Origin of the sequence: Streptomyces sp. CB00316 (assembly GCF_001905595.1) — a bacterium.
Classification (GTDB): domain Bacteria; phylum Actinomycetota; class Actinomycetes; order Streptomycetales; family Streptomycetaceae; genus Streptomyces.
Window position 1 is genome coordinate 24,548 of record NZ_LIXI01000002.1, and the last position, 16,346, is coordinate 40,893.

At 71.9% G+C, this 16,346-nt stretch carries 16 protein-coding genes and 1 pseudogene; 4 read left to right on the plus strand and 13 right to left on the minus strand.

Translation table 11 applies throughout. The features are described from left to right. Positions 1–274 precede the first annotated feature (274 nt). A pseudogene (locus AMK21_RS35730) lies at positions 275–756 on the plus strand (ATP-binding protein); the annotation flags it as partial. Positions 757–864: 108 nt separating this feature from the next. Here the strand turns inward: AMK21_RS35730 and AMK21_RS04225 are convergent. After that, positions 865–3,393, minus strand: a complete 2,529-nt coding sequence (locus AMK21_RS04225; protein WP_073874349.1) for an ATP-dependent Clp protease ATP-binding subunit — start codon at positions 3,391–3,393, stop codon at positions 865–867. Between the two features lie 450 nt (positions 3,394–3,843). Between AMK21_RS04225 and AMK21_RS04235 the strand changes: the two genes are divergently transcribed. Then, entirely contained in the window at positions 3,844–4,470 is a 627-nt protein-coding gene (locus AMK21_RS04235; RefSeq protein WP_073874351.1) for an SCO3374 family protein, read from the plus strand. Here AMK21_RS04235 and AMK21_RS04240 read toward each other — a convergent pair. From AMK21_RS04240 to AMK21_RS04285, 10 genes are all read right to left on the minus strand, one after another. Next, entirely contained in the window at positions 4,449–4,784 is a 336-nt protein-coding gene (locus AMK21_RS04240) for a histone-like nucleoid-structuring protein Lsr2 (protein WP_003968298.1), read from the minus strand. The two genes, AMK21_RS04235 and AMK21_RS04240, sit on opposite strands and share 22 nt — an antisense overlap. Positions 4,785–4,938: 154 nt before the next feature. After that, positions 4,939–5,508, minus strand: coding sequence for an amino-acid N-acetyltransferase (locus tag AMK21_RS04245; protein WP_073874353.1), 570 nt, complete (start codon positions 5,506–5,508; stop codon positions 4,939–4,941). A gap of 9 nt (positions 5,509–5,517) precedes the next feature. After that, positions 5,518–5,976 carry a BlaI/MecI/CopY family transcriptional regulator gene (locus tag AMK21_RS04250; RefSeq protein WP_234421821.1) on the minus strand — a complete coding sequence of 153 codons (459 nt, stop codon included), beginning with the start codon at positions 5,974–5,976 and terminating at the stop codon, positions 5,518–5,520. 148 nt (positions 5,977–6,124) lie between these two features. Next, positions 6,125–6,304: a hypothetical protein gene (locus AMK21_RS04255; protein ID WP_073874357.1), complete on the minus strand. Its 180-nt coding sequence runs from the start codon at positions 6,302–6,304 to the stop codon at positions 6,125–6,127. 96 nt (positions 6,305–6,400) lie between these two features. Then, entirely contained in the window at positions 6,401–6,994 is a 594-nt protein-coding gene (locus tag AMK21_RS04260) for a hypothetical protein (protein ID WP_073874359.1), read from the minus strand. A 184-nt stretch (positions 6,995–7,178) separates the two neighbouring features. Further along, entirely contained in the window at positions 7,179–7,976 is a 798-nt protein-coding gene (locus tag AMK21_RS04265; RefSeq protein ID WP_073874361.1) for a type III pantothenate kinase, read from the minus strand. Further along, positions 7,976–9,019: a carboxylating nicotinate-nucleotide diphosphorylase gene (nadC, locus tag AMK21_RS04270; protein WP_199863129.1), complete on the minus strand. Its 1,044-nt coding sequence runs from the start codon at positions 9,017–9,019 to the stop codon at positions 7,976–7,978. The genes AMK21_RS04265 and nadC overlap by 1 nt, the downstream gene beginning before the upstream one ends. Before the next feature lie 104 nt (positions 9,020–9,123). Next, the gene (locus AMK21_RS04275) at positions 9,124–10,818 is read right to left on the minus strand and encodes an L-aspartate oxidase (protein ID WP_073874365.1); all 1,695 of its coding nucleotides are present in this window, start codon (positions 10,816–10,818) and stop codon (positions 9,124–9,126) included. Then, entirely contained in the window at positions 10,815–11,885 is a 1,071-nt protein-coding gene (panC, locus tag AMK21_RS04280; protein ID WP_073874366.1) for a pantoate--beta-alanine ligase, read from the minus strand. Before panC ends, AMK21_RS04275 begins: the two co-directional genes overlap by 4 nt. After that, a complete protein-coding gene (locus AMK21_RS04285; RefSeq protein ID WP_073874367.1) occupies positions 11,882–12,832 on the minus strand; it encodes a Rossmann-like and DUF2520 domain-containing protein in 951 nt (316 codons plus the stop codon). Before AMK21_RS04285 ends, panC begins: the two co-directional genes overlap by 4 nt. A gap of 168 nt (positions 12,833–13,000) precedes the next feature. Between AMK21_RS04285 and AMK21_RS04290 the strand changes: the two genes are divergently transcribed. After that, a complete protein-coding gene (locus AMK21_RS04290; protein WP_073874368.1) occupies positions 13,001–14,176 on the plus strand; it encodes a threonine aldolase family protein in 1,176 nt (391 codons plus the stop codon). A 45-nt stretch (positions 14,177–14,221) separates the two neighbouring features. On the opposite strand, the gene AMK21_RS04295 is transcribed toward AMK21_RS04290, so the two are convergent. Beyond that, positions 14,222–14,422, minus strand: a complete 201-nt coding sequence (locus AMK21_RS04295; RefSeq protein ID WP_073874369.1) for a hypothetical protein — start codon at positions 14,420–14,422, stop codon at positions 14,222–14,224. Between the two features lie 105 nt (positions 14,423–14,527). Here AMK21_RS04295 and AMK21_RS04300 point away from each other — a divergent pair, with 105 nt between their 5' ends. Continuing rightward, positions 14,528–15,640, plus strand: coding sequence for a DUF5937 family protein (locus tag AMK21_RS04300; RefSeq protein ID WP_073875535.1), 1,113 nt, complete (start codon positions 14,528–14,530; stop codon positions 15,638–15,640). Between the two features lie 14 nt (positions 15,641–15,654). Here the strand turns inward: AMK21_RS04300 and AMK21_RS04305 are convergent, their stop codons facing one another. Further along, positions 15,655–16,329 carry a response regulator transcription factor gene (locus AMK21_RS04305; protein ID WP_073874371.1) on the minus strand — a complete coding sequence of 225 codons (675 nt, stop codon included), beginning with the start codon at positions 16,327–16,329 and terminating at the stop codon, positions 15,655–15,657. Positions 16,330–16,346 lie beyond the last annotated feature (17 nt).

Here is a 16,346-nt window from a genome sequence, read left to right on the forward strand (position 1 = left end):
CTCACCCGAAGGGGGTTCAAACGCTGCTCTGGGGGCACTTTTCCGTACATGGCACCGCGAACGGGCCGTATCGCCCGACACGGGGGCGGGGGCCCCGCCGGCCGGGCCCAACGTCCCTCCACCGCTCCTGACAGCATCCCCTAGCCCTGGTAGTAGGCCTGTTTCGGCCTGTGCGCCTTGTCACCGCCGGTGGGACCCGAGTCCGTCCGATTCGGGACCTTCGGCCTGCTGCATCACTACGCCGGCGGGAAAGCGGATCCGCCTCCGCAAGGGGGCCAAGGCGGCCTCGTGGCACCGGGCCGCCCGGTCGTCCCAGCCGGACGACGCCGAGGCCCTGGACGGGCTGGAACGCGATCTGTCCCGCCAGTTCGCCCGGGAATCCCACGCTGCGTGACCTCGCCCGCACGCCGTTGCTCTGCGCGGCGATCTGCGCCCTGCACCGCCGCCGGGACTGCTTCCTCCCGGAGACCCCGTGGCAGCTGTACAGCTCGGCCCTGGGGAGGCTCCTCGGCAACCGCGACCGCCGCCGCCGGGTCGGGGGCCCGAGGGCATCGGGCTGGAGGTCGAGGAACACACCCAGCCGCCCCAGCGGATCGCGGTGCGGCTGGTGCGCGAGGGCCAGTTGAAGTTCGCGCGGGCGCAGGGGCCGCGTCAGATCGGCCGGGCGCTGACGGGATGGAGCGGGTCGCCGAACAGGGCCCGCCGGAGAAGATCCTGGCCCACCTGCTCAACCTGGGGGGCCTGCTGCAGGAACGCTACGGATGACCGCCTCCTGAGCGCGCAGAAGGGGCTGCCCCGGAACCGGTACGGATACCGGTTCCGGGGCAGCCCCTTCACGACAAGCTCACGCCATGGGCGCGGGCGTCACGCGTCCTTCGACAGGTTCGGGCCGGCGCCGCCTGCCGCCTGCTCGATCGGGGGGACGTCGGGCAGAGCCGACTTCTCCTCGCCGCGGAACGAGAACTTCTTCTCGTCGCCTTCGCCCTCGACGCCGACGACCACGATGTGACCGGGGCGCAGCTCACCGAAGAGGATCTTCTCGGAGAGGATGTCCTCGATCTCGCGCTGGATCGTCCGGCGCAGCGGCCGGGCGCCCATCACGGGGTCGTAGCCCTTCTTCGCCAGGAGCGACTTGGCCTCGGAGCTGAGCTCGATGCCCATGTCCCGGTCCTTGAGCCGCTCGTCCACCTTGGCGAGCATGAGGTCGACGATCTGGATGATGTCTTCCTCGGTCAGCTGGTGGAAGACGACCGTGTCGTCGACACGGTTGAGGAATTCCGGCCGGAAGTGCTGCTTGAGCTCTTCGTTGACCTTGACCTTCATCCGCTCGTAGTTCGTCTTGACGTCGCCCTGGGCGGCGAAGCCCAGGTTGAAGCCCTTGGAGATGTCCCGGGTCCCGAGGTTGGTCGTCATGATGATGACCGTGTTCTTGAAGTCCACGACCCGGCCCTGGGAGTCGGTCAGACGACCGTCCTCCAGGATCTGGAGCAGGGAATTGAAGATATCGGGGTGGGCCTTCTCGACCTCGTCGAAGAGGACGACGGAGAACGGCTTGCGGCGCACCTTCTCGGTGAGCTGGCCGCCCTCTTCGTAGCCCACGTAGCCGGGGGGCGAACCGAAGAGGCGGGAAACCGTGTGCTTCTCGCTGAACTCCGACATGTCGAGGGAGATCAGCGCGTCCTCGTCACCGAAGAGGAATTCGGCGAGCGTCTTGGAGAGCTCCGTCTTACCGACACCGGACGGGCCGGCGAAGATGAACGAGCCACCGGGGCGCTTGGGGTCCTTCAGACCGGCTCGCGTACGGCGGATCGCCTGCGAGAGGGCCTTGATGGCGTCCTTCTGCCCGATGACGCGCTTGTGGAGCTCGTCCTCCATGCGCAGCAGACGGGAGGACTCCTCCTCCGTCAGCTTGAAGACCGGGATACCGGTGGCCGTGGCCAGGACTTCGGCGATGAGCTCGCCGTCGACCTCGGCGACGACGTCCATGTCGCCGGCCTTCCACTCCTTCTCGCGCTTGGTCTTCGCCGCCAGCAGCTGCTTCTCCTTGTCGCGGAGGGAAGCCGCCTTCTCGAAGTCCTGGGAGTCGATGGCCGACTCCTTGTCGCGACGCACACCCGCGATCTTCTCGTCGAACTCGCGGAGGTCCGGCGGCGCGGTCATCCGGCGGATGCGCATCCGGGAGCCGGCCTCGTCGATCAGGTCGATCGCCTTGTCCGGCAGGAAGCGGTCCGAGATGTACCGGTCGGCCAGGGTCGCGGCCTGGACTAGGGCCTCGTCCGTGATGGAGACCCGGTGGTGGGCCTCGTAACGGTCGCGCAGGCCCTTCAGGATCTCGATGGTGTGCGGCAGCGACGGCTCCGCGACCTGGATGGGCTGGAAGCGGCGCTCGAGAGCGGCGTCCTTCTCCAGGTGCTTGCGGTACTCGTCGAGCGTGGTGGCACCGATGGTCTGGAGCTCACCGCGCGCCAGCATCGGCTTCAGGATCGAAGCCGCGTCGATGGCGCCCTCGGCGGCACCCGCACCCACGAGCGTGTGGAGCTCGTCGATGAACAGGATGATGTCGCCGCGGGTGCGGATCTCCTTGAGGACCTTCTTCAGGCGCTCCTCGAAGTCACCCCGGTACCGCGAACCGGCGACAAGGGCGCCGAGGTCCAGGGTGTAGAGGTGCTTGTCCTTGAGGGTCTCGGGCACCTCGCCCTTGACGATCGCCTGGGCCAGGCCCTCGACGACCGCCGTCTTGCCGACGCCGGGCTCGCCGATGAGGACCGGGTTGTTCTTGGTTCGGCGGGACAGCACCTGCATGACCCGCTCGATCTCCTTCTCGCGCCCGATGACCGGGTCGAGCTTGGATTCACGAGCGGCCTGGGTGAGGTTCCGGCCGAACTGGTCGAGCACCAGGGAGGTGGAGGGCGTGCCCTCCGCGGGGCCGCCCGCGGCCGCCGTCTCCTTGCCGCCCGAGTATCCGGAAAGCAGCTGGATGACCTGCTGCCGGACCCGGTTCAGGTCGGCGCCCAGCTTCACGAGGACCTGGGCGGCGACGCCCTCGCCCTCGCGGATCAGGCCGAGCAGGATGTGCTCGGTGCCGATGTAGTTGTGGCCCAGCTGAAGGGCCTCGCGGAGCGAGAGCTCCAGGACCTTCTTGGCTCGCGGGGTGAAGGGGATGTGTCCGGAAGGGGCCTGCTGCCCCTGCCCGATGATCTCCTCCACCTGCTGGCGGACCGCCTCGAGCGAAATCCCGAGGCTCTCCAGGGCCTTAGCGGCGACACCCTCACCCTCATGGATCAGGCCCAGGAGGATGTGCTCGGTGCCGATGTAGTTGTGGTTGAGCATCCGGGCTTCTTCCTGAGCCAGGACGACAACCCGCCGCGCGCGGTCGGTGAACCTCTCGAACATCGTTAATCGCTCCTCAGAGCGGTCGGTCAGTGAGGGGTCGGTCCCCTCCCAGTCCTTCCGCATGCTAGTCCCGCAGGACGGGACAGCTCATTCCAACTGCCGACATCCGTCCGGATCACCCCGCACCGGGCGGGGATTCTTACTGCCGAACAGCTGACAACTGCTCCAACCCGATGGTGCGAGACGATGTTCCCGCAGGCCAGGCAGATACCCCTTTCGCCAGTACGCCGATGGCGAACGTGAGACGCCTCGGCCAGCGTGTCGCCCCTTCCCACTAGGAAAGTCTTACCCGCAATCACTGACAGTCCATGCGGCGCGCCCCGGTTCCCTCCGCTACGGGCGAACAACCTTGCGCTGCTGAACGCCCCCGCGCGCCCTTGAAAGCCGGACACAAAGTGCTCACCTGAGAACCCTGCGTAACCTCGCCGTCGGTTCAACGGTTCATCGGACATGGCCTTCACCGTTCCGCCGCCCCGGTCGTCACCCGATGCCGGTCCCGGCGGTGCCGGTCCAGAGCCGATCACTCCCGGTCCCGCCGCTCTCGCCCGCTGGTACGAGCAGAGGCTCGGCTGGGCGACCGAGGGGCGCTCTCCGGTGCGGCTGCTCACCGGGGTCCGCTTCGACGTGCTGGAACTTCCCGCGGAGGCCGGTCACGCCCTGCTGCGCCGCCCTGTGCGGACCGGGCCGGTGCTGCTGAGTGGTGACCGGATGGGGCTGCTGGTCGCCGTGGGCGGCGCCGATGAGCTGCCGGGGCTGCTCGACTGGCTGGAGTGGGGTCCGATTTCGCTCGATCTGACCGCCGTGGGGGCGGGGGGCCGGATCACGGCTCCGTCACCCCGGGGTGGTGGTGCGGGCTCGCCGGGGGCCGCCGTCTGGCTGCGGCCCCCCGAGCCGAGGCATGTGCCCGGGCCGACGCTTCCCGCTCTCGCGGGCTTCGGGAGCAGCGGTGGGGATGCCCCCGATCTCGTACGCCTGGTGGACTCCGCGGCGACGGAATGCCATCGGGTCCGGTTGTCCCGTGCCCGGGCCGGGCTGCGTAAGGGCGGTCCGGCAGATCAGCCGTTGGCCTTCTCGTAAGCCTCACGGATCTCGGCGGGAACGCGGCCACGGTCATTCACGTTGTGGCCGTTCTCCCGGGCCCACCGGCGGATTTCCGCGGTGTCCTTGTTGCCACCGGCCACGGCGCGGCCCTTGCCACGGCCCGTCGCGGCACGGCCACCGGTGCGGCGGCCACCCTTGGTGTAGGGCTCGAGAAGGCCGCGAAGCTTGTCCGCATTGGCCGTGGTGAGGTCGATCTCGTACGTCTTGCCGTCGAGCGCGAACGTCACGGTCTCGTCCGCCTCGACACCGTCGAGGTCATCGACAAGAAGGACCTGAACCTTCTGTGCCACGGGATTTCCTTTCATCGAAAATGGAGTACGCGGAAAGGAAACCGCTTTTCTCGGGAAAACACAAACCCCCGGGAGAGGTTCAGGAGCGCGAGAACACGGGAAACGTGCGCGATTCGGACATAGGGATGCAGGGCTTCCGCACATCATCCGCGCATCACAGGTGCAGAAGCATCCGGCTGTTGCCCAAGGTGTTCGGCTTCACTCGTTCGAGACCGAGGAACTCGGCGACGCCCTCGTCGTAGGAACGCAGCAGCTCGCTGTAGACATCGGTGTCGACCGGAGTCTCTCCGATCTCGACGAACCCGTGCTTCGCGAAGAAGTCCACTTCGAAGGTGAGGCAGAAAACCCTGCGCACCCCGAGCCAGCGGGCGGTCTGCAGAAGCTTCTCCAGTACGTGACGCCCCACCCCTGCCCCCTTGATGCGGGGGTCGACGGCGAGAGTCCGGACTTCCGCGAGGTCTTCCCACATCACATGGAGAGCGCCACAGCCGATGACCCGGGCGTCCTCGTCGCGTTCCGCGACCCAGAACTCCTGGATGTCCTCATAAAGGGTGACGGTGGCTTTGTCGAGCAGGATGCCGCCGGACACGTACCCGTCGAGGAGCCGGCGTACGGATGACACATCACTCGTCCTGGCCCGGCGGACGGTGATGGCGGGCCTATTTACCGACGGGTCGGTATGAAAGTCGGTATCCGGTTCGGTTTGCGGCTGCTCTGGGGACATGCCCCGACGCTATCGCCCGCCCTCGGGCTCCGCGTCATCGGCCGGGTCGGAGCCTTCGGGGGCTCCGGCGGTCGGTTCCGGTGGGCCGTCCTCCGGATTGCCCGCCGGGCCGCCCGCCGGATTGTCGGCGGAGTTGTCCGCCGGGTTCGGGGAAACCATGCGAACAGCGTCCTGAAGTGCTTCGCGCTGCCCCGGCGACATCATGCCGAAGAACGCGACAAGGGCGGCGGCCGGGTTGTCGCTCTGCGACCAGGCTTCGTTCATCAGTGCGGCCGAGTAGGCAGCCCTGGTGGAGACGGCCGTATATCGATATGCCCGGCCGTCCACTTCCCTGCGGACCCAGCCCTTCTGATGGAGATTGTCCATTACCGTCATCACCGTCGTGTAGGCGATGGACCGTTCCTGCTGGAGGTCCTCAAGGACTTCCCGCACCGTGACCGGACGGTTCCATTGCCAGACGCGGGTCATCACGGCGTCTTCCAGCTCTCCCAATTGGCGGGGCACGGGACCACTTTAGTGCCAGATGTCCTGAATGGTCGGTTATTTGCAGAGCCAAAAGAGCGCACGGCTCTCATGAGCCGTGCGCTCCAGGGATGCGAGGGGGCGGACCGTGCGGTCAGGCGTTCTCCGGACGAGCGGTCTGCTTTACGGATTCCGCGCGGGCGATCGCGGCGTCCACGGCGCCGTCCTCCTTGGCCTTGTTCGGACCGCCATGGCTCTTGACGATCGTCACGACCAGGCCGATGAAGAAGATGGCCATCACCACGGGGGGCACGAGCGCGGATACGTAGTCCATGCCGTCCAGAGTAGCGAGCCCCGTACGACGGGACGCGGCGACCTCCCGGTAGAGGCCGCGGCGTTCCCGTCGTACGGGGCGTGCGTGCGGGCCGGGTCAGCCCGCGGCGCGCTCCTCCTCCGACGGGGGTGGGGTGGGGCGGCGCCGGGGCGGGAAGACCTCGGACGGCTTGGGCGCCGGGCGGGGGCCGGGGGCCGGCGAGCGGCCCGGGACGGGGGCGGCCGGGGCCTTGGGGCGGTCCGGCTCCCGGTCGGCCGCCCGGCCGCCGGGGAGGGCCAGCAGGCGGCTGCGGGGGCCGGGGGCCGACAGGGCGGCGGAGCGGCCGGCGAGCCGGGCGCGTACGGAGCGCTCGGCGAGGATCTGGCAGCGCTCCAGGAGGGCCGCGGCGAGCGGCTTCCCGCGCAGGGCGCGCAGGGCCGCCAGATCGTCCGGGCGGGGGTCGTAGCCGGCCGCCAGGGCGTCCTGGAGGAGCTCCAGATAGCCGGCGACGGAGCCGGGGAGGGCGGCGCGGTAGCGGGCGAGGTCGGCGAGGAGGAACGCTCGCAGCCGGCCCGCCTCCCCGACCGCCTCGTCCACGGAGCCCGCGAGCCGCAGGCAGTCCTGGACATCCTCGTCAGACAGGGGCATGGGGTGGAGGGCGATGGCAAGCGCACGTCGGAGCACCCGCAGCTCGTCCGCGCTGAACGCCATGCCGCCTCGTGAACCGTAGGGCGTGGGCATAACGCGACAATACGTGCTAAAGGGACAAAATCCGTTTAACTGGTCGTCGGTGGCGCGGCGCCCGCGAACGTTGGCCGGAGGCCGCGCCGGCACTCCGTCGGCAGCCGTTCCCGCTGGTACGCCGCGCCCGCGCGGCCGGATCGTGCCGGATCGTCTACGACCGGGACACGTTCCGCTCGTAGACCAGACGCAGCCCGATGAGCGTCAGCCACGGCTCGTGCTCGTCGATGACGGAGGACTCCCCCAACACCATCGGAGCAAGGCCGCCGGTCGCGATGACCGTGACGTCGTCCGGGTCGGCGGTCAGCTCCTTCTTCATCCGGGTCACCACCCCGTCGACCTGGCCCGCGAAGCCGTAGACGATGCCGGACTGCATGGCCTCGACGGTGTTCTTGCCGATCACGCTGCGCGGCCGGGCGAGCTCGATCTTGCGGAGCTGGGCGCCCTTGACCCCGAGCGCCTCGACGGAGATCTCGATGCCGGGGGCGATGACCCCGCCCGCGTACTCCCCGCGCGCGGAGACCGCGTCGAAGGTGGTGGCGGTGCCGAAGTCGACGACGATCGCCGGGCCCCCGTACAGCTCCACGGCGGCGACCGCGTTGATGATGCGGTCCGCGCCGACCTCCTTGGGGTTGTCCATCAGGACCGGGACACCGGTCTTGACCCCGGGCTCCACCAGGACGGCGGGCACGTCACCGTAATAGCGGCGGGTGACCTCGCGCAGCTCGTGCAGGACGGACGGGACGGTCGCGCAGATCGCGATGCCCTCGATGCCGTCGCCCAACTCCATGCCGAGCAGCGGGTGCATGCCCATCAGGCCCTGGAGCAGGACCGCCAGCTCGTCGGCGGTGCGGCGGGCGTCGGTGGAGATCCGCCAGTGCTCGACGATCTCCTCGCCGTCGAAGAGGCCGAGGACCGTGTGCGTGTTGCCGACGTCGATGGTGAGCAGCATCAGACGTCGGCCCCGTCACTGGTGGTGTCCGTGGCTGCGTCCGCGTCCGCGTCGCGGAAGTCCAGGCCGATGTCGAGGATCGGCGAGGAGTGGGTGAGCGCCCCGACGGCCAGGTAGTCGACGCCCGCGTCCGCGTAGGCGCGGGCCGAGTCGAGGGTGAGGCGACCGGAGGATTCGAGGATCGCGCGGCCGTCGACCAGGGCCACCGCCTCGGCCGTCCCAGCCGGGCTGAAGTTGTCCAGCAGGATCAGGTCGACGCCCGCGTCCAGCACCTCGCGGACCTGCTCCAGCGTGTCGACCTCGACCTCGATGGGCAGGTCGGGGAACTCGGCGCGGACCCGCTTGAACGCCTCCGCCACCCCGCCCGCCGCGATGACGTGGTTGTCCTTGACCAGGGCCGCGTCGGAGAGGGACATCCGGTGGTTGACACCGCCGCCGCAGCGCACGGCGTACTTCTCCAGCGCGCGCAGGCCCGCCGTCGTCTTGCGGGTGTCGCGGACCTGGGCCTTGGAACCCTCCAGCACGTCCGCCCAGGCACGGGTGGCGGTGGCGATGCCGGAGAGGCGGCAGAGCAGGTTCAGCGCGCTGCGCTCGCCGGTCAACAGGTCGCGGGTGCGGGTGGTGACGGTGAGCAGCTTCTGGCCGGGGGCGACCCGCTCGCCGTCCTCGACGTGCCGCTCGACCTCGAACTCCTCGGTGCAGACGATCGACAGGACCGCCTCCGCGACCCGGAGCCCGGCCACGACCCCCGCCTCGCGGGCGGTGAAGTCACCGGTGATCACGGCGTCCTCGGGGACGGTCGCCACGGTCGTGACGTCCACCCCGCCGTCGAGGTCCTCCTCGATCGCCACATGGGCGACGTCCTCGACCTGGACGGGGTCGAGACCCGCCTCGGCCAGGAGCAGGGCGAGCGCGGGGTCGAGCCCGCACTCCAGGGCGTCGGGGTCGAATCCGTCGTCACCGCCGCAGCCGCAGTCGTCGCCGCAACCCCCGGAGGGCGCGGCGGGTGCGGGCGCGCCGACCCGGATCAGCGGTACGTCCACAGGTGTGGGGCGCGGATTCTCTTCGGGCGTGGACACGGTTGCGGCTCCTCGGGGCGTGGCGGGTGGTGCGGGTGCGGCTCGCGCCGCTGCTGTCAGCAGTCTGGTCAATCCACCGGGCGTACGGGCGGGAATGCGGCGGTCTCCGTACGGTGGACGACCGGGGTGCGGTCCGGGGCGATACGGACGACCAGGTGGGCGCGCCAGTGCGCGTCGTCGCGGTCGGGCCGGTCCTCGCGCCAGTGGCAGCCGCGGGTCTCCTCGCGCTCCCGGGCGGCGGCGACCAGGACCCGGGAGACCAGCAGCAGGTTGGTGACCTCCCAGGCGTCGACCCCGGGGACCGCGTCCTTCGGGTCGGCGGCTTCCACGTCGGCGGCGGCGCTGCGGTGCAGGGCCTCCAGCTCCTCGGCGGCGGCGGCCAGGGACGCGGCGGAGCGGAGGACTCCGGCGCCCCGGGTCATGATGCGCTGGATCGCCGTACGGGTCTCGGGGGCGAGCAGCGGGACGGGGACGTCGTCGCCCTCGCTCGCGGCCTCCGCCGGTTCGGTGCGCGGCAGGCGGGTCTCGGCGATGTCGGCGGCGATGCGCTCGGCGAAGACCAGGCCCTCCAGGAGGGAGTTCGACGCCAGCCGGTTCGCGCCGTGCACGCCCGTGCAGGCGACCTCACCGCAGGCGTACAGGCCGGGGACGGTCGTGCGGCCGCGCAGGTCGGTGCGGATGCCGCCGGAGGCGTAGTGCGCGGCCGGGGCGACCGGGACGGGCTCGGTGACCGGGTCGATGCCGTGGGCGCGGCAGGCGGCCAGGATGGTGGGGAAGCGCTGCTCCCACATCTGCGCGCCGAAGTGCCGGGCGTCCAGATACATGTGCTCGGTGCCGTGCTCGTGCATCTGGCGGGTGATGGCCTTGGCGACGATGTCGCGGGGGGCCAGCTCGGCCAGCTCGTGCTGCCCGAGCATGAAGCGGGTGCCGGTGGCGTCCACGAGGTGGGCGCCCTCGCCGCGTACCGCCTCGGAGACCAGCGGCTGCTGGCCCTCGGAGTCGGCGCCGAGGAAGAGGACGGTCGGGTGGAACTGGACGAACTCCAGGTCGGAGACCTCCGCCCCGGCCCGCAAAGCCAACGCCACGCCGTCCCCGGTGGAGACCGACGGGTTGGTGGTGGCGGAGAAGACCTGGCCCATGCCGCCGGTCGCGAGGACGACCGAGGGGGCCCGGACCGCGCCGACGCCGTCGTGCTGGCCCTCGCCCATGACGTGCAGGGAGACCCCTGCCGTACGGCCTTCGGCGTCGGTGAGCAGGTCCAGGACGAGCGCGTTCTCGATGGTGTGCAGGGCGGCCGAGCGGACCGCCTCGACCAGGGCCCGGGAGATCTCGGCGCCGGTCGCGTCGCCGCCCGCGTGGGCGATGCGGCGGCGGTGGTGGCCGCCCTCGCGGGTGAGCGCTATGTCGCCGCTGTCGGTGGTGTCGAACGTGGCGCCGGTGGTGATCAGGCGGCGTACGGCGTCGGGGCCCTCGGTGACCAGGGTCCGTACGGCCTCCTCGTCGCAGAGGCCCGCGCCCGCGACCAGGGTGTCGTCCAGGTGCTGCTCGGGGGTGTCGCCCTCGCCGAGAGCCGCGGCGATGCCGCCCTGGGCCCAGCGGGTCGATCCGTCGTCGAGCCGGGCCTTGGTGACGACCACGGTGTCCAGGCCGGCGGCCGCGCAGCGCAGGGCGGTGGTGAGACCGGCGACTCCGGAGCCGACCACCACGACGTCCGCGTCGATGGCCCAGCCGGGGGCGGGGGCGGTCAGCCGTATTCCGGTCACGTCAGGGCTCCGAAGGTGAGGGGGATGTTGTCGATGAGGCGGGTGTCCCCGACCCGGGCGGCGACGGCGAGGATCGCCTCTCCGCTCTCGCGGTCGTCGGGGATCTCGGTGAAGTCCGCCGGGTCGACCAGGGCCAGGTAGTCCAGGACGAGCGGGTGGCTGTCCCGGGCGGCGGCCTCTTCCAGGATGGCGCGCGCGGTGGCCCGTACGGCGGCGGGCGCCCCGTTCGGCCGGGCCAGCGCCACGGCCTGGGCGTCGGCTGCGGCCCGGGCCTCGCCCAGCCGGTTGAGGCCGGCGGCCCGGTCGCCGCGGGGGGCGGTGGCCTTGGCGCGTTCGTGCAGGGCCTGCTGGGCGGCGAGGCGGTCCTGGGCCGCGAACAGGGCGCGGGGCAGGGCGAGGGCGGTGTGCCGCTCCTGCGGGGACAGGAACCGGTTGCGGCTGGAGAGCGCGAGGCCGTCGGGGTCGCGGACGGTGGGCACGCCGGTGATCCGGACGGGGAAGTTCAGGTCGCGGACCATGCGGGTGATCAGGGCGAGCTGCTGAGCGTCCTTCTGCCCGTAGAACGCCTCGTCGGGGCGGGTGAGGTGGAGGAGCTTGGCGACGACGGTGAGCATGCCGTCGAAGTGGCCGGGGCGGGAGGCCCCTTCGAGCCGCTCGCCCATGGGGCCCGCGGTGATCCGGACCTGGGGTTCGCCGCCGGGGTAGACCTCGTCCACGCCGGGGGCGAAGACCGCGGCGGCGCCCGCCGCGGCGGCGGTCTCCAGGTCGGCGTCCAGGGTGCGCGGGTAGCGGTCGAGGTCGGCCGCCTCGCCGAACTGGAGCGGGTTCACGAAGACGGTGACCACGACCTGGCCGTCCGGACCCGCGGCCTCGCGGGCGGTGCGGATCAGGGTGGCGTGGCCCTCGTGGAGGGCGCCCATCGTCATGACGACGGCCCGCGCGGCCCCGGCGGGGCGAGGGAGCGCGTCGAGCTCGGCGGCGGTGCGGAGGAGGGCGGGGGTGGGGGTGCCCTGAGGCCCTGTGGTGCCCGTGTTGCCGGTCGGGGTGGAGCTGCCGGTCGTGGTCATCGGGTCTCCCCCGGTCCGATGGAGCCCGGGCGGCCTTCCTGGTCGGCCAGGGCGACGAGCAGGTCCTCCGCCAGCTCCGGCTTGAGCAGGCCGTGGGCCAGCGCCCGGTCGGCCGTGGCGCGGGCCATCGCGAGGTAGCCCCTGACCATCTGGGGGGCGTGCGCGCGCAGCTCGCCCACATGGGCGGCGACCGTGCCCGCGTCGCCCCGGGCCACCGGGCCGGTCAGCGCGGCGTCGCCGGAGCGCAGGGCGTTGTCCAGGGCGGCTCCCAGCAAGGGGCCGAGCATCCGGTCCGGGGCGGTGACCCCGGCCTTGGCCAGCAGCTCCATCGACTCGGCGACCAGGGTGACCAGGTGGTTCGCGCCGAGGGCCAGGGCCGCGTGGTAGAGCGGGCGGGACTCCTCGGCGATCCACTCCGGCTCGCCGCCCATCTCGATGACCAGCGCCTCGGCGGCCAGCCGCAGCTCCTCGGGGGCGGTGACCCCGAACGAGCAGCCCGCGAGCCGCTGGACGTCGACGGAGGTGCCGGTGAACGTCATCGCCGGGTGCAGCGCGAGCGGCAGGGCCCCGGCCCGCAGCGCGGGGTCCAGGACCCGGGCCCCGTACCGCCCGGAGGTGTGGACGAGGAGCTGTCCCGGCCGTACGGCACCGGTCTCGGCGAGCCCTTCGACCAGGCCGGGCAGCGCGTCGTCGGGGACGGTCAGCAGCACCAGCTCGGCGCGGGCCAGGACCTCGGCGGGCGTCACCACGGGCACGTCGGGGAGGAGGGTGGCCGCGCGGCGCCGGGACGCGTCGGAGACGCCCGAGACGGCCACCGGGCGGTGGCCGGCGAGCTGGAGCGCGGCGGCGAGTGCGGGGCCGACGCGGCCCGCTCCCACGACGCCGACGGTGAGGCGGGCGGGGCGGTCCCTCGCGTCGAGGGGTTCCTTCGGAGCTGTCGTATTCACGCGGCGATGGCCTTCCGTTCCAGTCCGCGGGGGGTACCGGACGATTTCTCTGCATGCTACGCCAGCGTTTCGGCGAAGCCCGCCCGCCGCCCACAGCCTGTGGATAACTCCGCGGAGCGGGCGGGGCCGTGGGGGCGTGCCGTCCGTCGTCCGGGGGATGATCGTCCCATGACAGCCATGGATGAGCAGGAGCAGCGGCGGCGCCGACTGGCCGCCTGGCGCGGGTCCCACCGGGTGCTGGCCCGCCGGTCCACGGACGGCACGGTGGCCGAGGGGATCGCGGCGCTGACGGCCGGTATCGGGGCCGGTTCCGGGGCCGGTTCCGTACACGATCCGGACGACGCGGTGGATGTGTACGGGGGCGGGGTCGTCGCCGACCTGGAGCGGCGGGTGGCCGGGCTGCTGGGGACGGAGGCGGCGGCGTTCTTCCCGACCGGGACCATGGCCCAGCAGGTGGCGCTGCGGTGCTGGGCCGGGCGTACGGGCAACGCGACGGTGGCGCTGCATCCGCTGGCCCACCCGGAGCTGCACGAGGAGGGGTCGCTGGGGGCGGTGAGCGGGCTGCGGACGGTGCACCTGACGTCGGCGGCCCGGATGCCGAGCGCGGAGGAGGTACGGGACCACCCGGAGCCGTTCGGGACGCTGATGCTGGAGCTGCCGCTGCGGGACGCCGGGTTCGTACTGCCCGCGTGGGACGAGCTGGAGGCCGTCGTGGCGGCGGCCCGGGAGCGGGACGCGGTGGTCCATCTGGACGGGGCGCGGCTCTGGGAGTGCGGTCCGCACTTCGGGCGGGGCCTCCAGGAGATCGCGGCGCTCGCGGACAGTGTGTACGTGTCCTTCTACAAGTCGCTGGACGGGCTGTCGGGGGCGGTGCTGGCGGGTCCGGACGCGCTGGTGGAGGAGGCGCGGGTGTGGCGCCACCGGTACGGGGGCCAGCTCTTCCAGCAGTACCCGGCGGCGCTCTCCGCGCTGATCGGGCTGGACCGGGAACTGCCCCGGCTGCCGTCGTACGTGGCCCACGCGAAGGTGGTCGCCGGGGCGATGGCGGAGGGTTTCGCGGCGGCCGGGGTGCCGTGGTTCCGGGTGCATCCGGAGCCGCCGCACACGCACCAGTTCCAGGTGTGGCTGCCGTACGGGGCCGAGGTGCTGGACGAGGCGTCGTTGCGGCAGGCGGAGGAGACGGGGGTGACGTTGTTCCGGCGGTGGGGGGCGGGGGCGGCCGGGGCCGCCGGGTTGCCGCCGGGGGTGTCGGTCACCGAGGTGACGGTGGCGGGGGCCGGGCTCGAGTGGTCGGCGGGGGATGTGCGGGAGGCGGTGGGGGTGTTCGTGGGGCTGCTGGAGTAGGGGGCCTCGTGGAGGGGCCGGCCCCCTGGCGTCGGGGTTTCGTCCTCAAACGCCGGACGGGCTGGAGTGGCCGGGCGGGCCGGGGTGGAGGCGGACGGGCTGATCCGGCGTCGGTGGGTGGGTCAGCCAGTGGTGGTACAGGTCGCGCAGGGTTCTGCGGTCGTGGCGGCCCGGCGGGGGCGGTGCAGGCTCGCCCAGGCGGGCCGCGCGGTAGGTGTCGAGCATGTGCTGCTGGATGGCGTCCATGCCTCCAGCGTCCGCCCGTCACCGCAGGTCCGCGCGTTGATTGACGGCCGCCGTCAAATGAGGCGACGCCCCGTGCCCGTACCCCGCACCATGGGACGCGTGAGCGTGAACATAGACATCGCCGGCCTCCCCTCCGACCGCGTCGTTTTCGCGGTCTCCCCGCTCACCGAGCTGGGGGACGCGCTGCACGCGCTCTCCGAGCCCGGCCACCACCCCGGCGTGCACGGCTGGGCCACCGCGACCTCGGCGGCACTGGAGCCCGATCTCGCCGACCGGCTGCTGGAGGCGGAGTTCCTCTGGCGGCACACCTTCTCCGACATCTTCCTGCCGTACGCCGGAGTGCGCGGCGGCGACGGCAGGCCCGGGGCGAACCTGGCCGAGGACCTGGACATACTGGACCGGCTGGACGACGAACGGTTCGTCACCTCGGCGCTGGAGTTCACCTGCGCCGGCCTGGTCGAGCCGGGCAACCCCTCTCCGCTGACGAACGCCGCGATGCGGGCCCGCGCCCTGGACATGGCGGCGGCGCGCGGCCCGCGGCAGGTGAAGTTCACCGAGCGGCTCCTGGCCGACCCCGTCCGCGTACGCGGCTGGATCCGGCGGCTCTTCGAGGACTGCGACCAGGCGTTCTTCGCGGACACCTGGCGCCGGGTCTCCGTCCAGCTGGCCGCCGACGCCCGGCACAAGACGGAGGTGCTGCGGCGCAAGGGCGTCCAGGAGGCGATGGGCGCGGTCTCCGCCGCACTGACCCTGGACGAGGAGGCGGGCCGACTCTCCGTCGACAAGCTGGCCGAGGCCCGGACCACCGCTGTCGACCCGGACGTCGGCACCGGCCTCACCCTCCTGCCCAGCAGCTTCGGCTGGCCGCACCTGATGGTGCTGCACGCCCCGGGCTGGCGGCCGGTGATCCAGTACCCGGTCCGCCTCCCCGACCTGCCGGCCCCCGCCTCCGTCGAACTGCTCCAGCTCCGGATGGAGGCCCTGGCCCACCCGATGCGGATGCGCCTGTGCCGCAACCTCGCCCGCTCCGCGTACACCACCGGCGAACTGGCCGACGCCCACCGCATCACCGCGCCCGAGGTCTCCCGGCATCTGTCGGTGCTCAAGAAGGCGGGCCTGATCACGACGCGGCGCCGCGGCCGCTACGTACTGCACCAGCTGGACCTCACGGTCGTCGCCCGCATCGGCAGCGACTTCCTGGAGGGCGTGCTGAGGTAGCCGGTGTCCGGGGCTCAGCCCGCTCCGCCGCCCGCGCGCACCAGGCCCGTCTCGTAGGCGAGGACGACGACCTGGACCCGGTCGCGCAGGCTCAGCTTGGTGAGGATGCGGCCGACGTGGGTCTTGACCGTCGCCTCGGAGAGGACGAGGCGGGCGGCGATCTCGCCGTTCGAGAGGCCCTGGGCGACCAGGAGCATCACCTCGCGTTCGCGTTCGGTGAGCTTCTGGATGTGCTTGTTCCTCGGCTCCTTCTCGCTGCTGGGCAGCATCGGGGAGAAGCGGTCGAGCAGGCGGCGCGTGGTGGACGGGGCGACGACCGCGTCGCCGCTGTGCACCGAGCGGATCGCGGAGAGCAGTTCGGCGGGCGGCACGTCCTTGAGCATGAAGCCGCTGGCCCCCGCCTTGAGCCCGGAGAAGGCGTACTCGTCCAGGTCGAACGTGGTCAGGATCAGCACCTTCGGCGGGTTCGGCTGGGCGCAGATCCGGCGGGTCGCCTCGACGCCGTCCAGGCGGGGCATGCGGACGTCCATCAGGACCACATCGACCGCGGTGGCCCGCAGGATCTCGATCGCCTCGGCGCCGTCCCCGGCCTCCGCCACCACCTCCATGTCGGGCTGGGCGGCCAGGACCATCCGGAAGCCCGTACGCAGCAGCACCTGGTCGTCGACGAGCATCACGCGGATGGCCATGGGTTCTGTCCTGTCCT

Bases quoted from the DNA above. Each gene is read 5' to 3' on its own strand.
- AMK21_RS04225 (WP_073874349.1), bottom strand. From the start codon at position 3,393: ATGTTCGAGAGGTTCACCGACCGCGCGCGGCGGGTTGTCGTCCTGGCT.
- AMK21_RS04235 (WP_073874351.1), top strand. From the start codon at position 3,844: ATGGCCTTCACCGTTCCGCCGCCCCGGTCGTCACCCGATGCCGGTCCC.
- AMK21_RS04245 (WP_073874353.1), bottom strand. From the start codon at position 5,508: ATGTCCCCAGAGCAGCCGCAAACCGAACCGGATACCGACTTTCATACC.
- AMK21_RS04250 (WP_234421821.1), bottom strand. From the start codon at position 5,976: ATGACCCGCGTCTGGCAATGGAACCGTCCGGTCACGGTGCGGGAAGTC.
- AMK21_RS04255 (WP_073874357.1), bottom strand. From the start codon at position 6,304: ATGGACTACGTATCCGCGCTCGTGCCCCCCGTGGTGATGGCCATCTTC.
- AMK21_RS04260 (WP_073874359.1), bottom strand. From the start codon at position 6,994: ATGGCGTTCAGCGCGGACGAGCTGCGGGTGCTCCGACGTGCGCTTGCC.
- AMK21_RS04265 (WP_073874361.1), bottom strand. From the start codon at position 7,976: ATGCTGCTCACCATCGACGTCGGCAACACGCACACGGTCCTCGGCCTC.
- panC (WP_073874366.1), bottom strand. From the start codon at position 11,885: ATGACCACGACCGGCAGCTCCACCCCGACCGGCAACACGGGCACCACA.
- AMK21_RS04290 (WP_073874368.1), top strand. From the start codon at position 13,001: ATGACAGCCATGGATGAGCAGGAGCAGCGGCGGCGCCGACTGGCCGCC.
- AMK21_RS04295 (WP_073874369.1), bottom strand. From the start codon at position 14,422: ATGGACGCCATCCAGCAGCACATGCTCGACACCTACCGCGCGGCCCGC.
- AMK21_RS04305 (WP_073874371.1), bottom strand. From the start codon at position 16,329: ATGGCCATCCGCGTGATGCTCGTCGACGACCAGGTGCTGCTGCGTACG.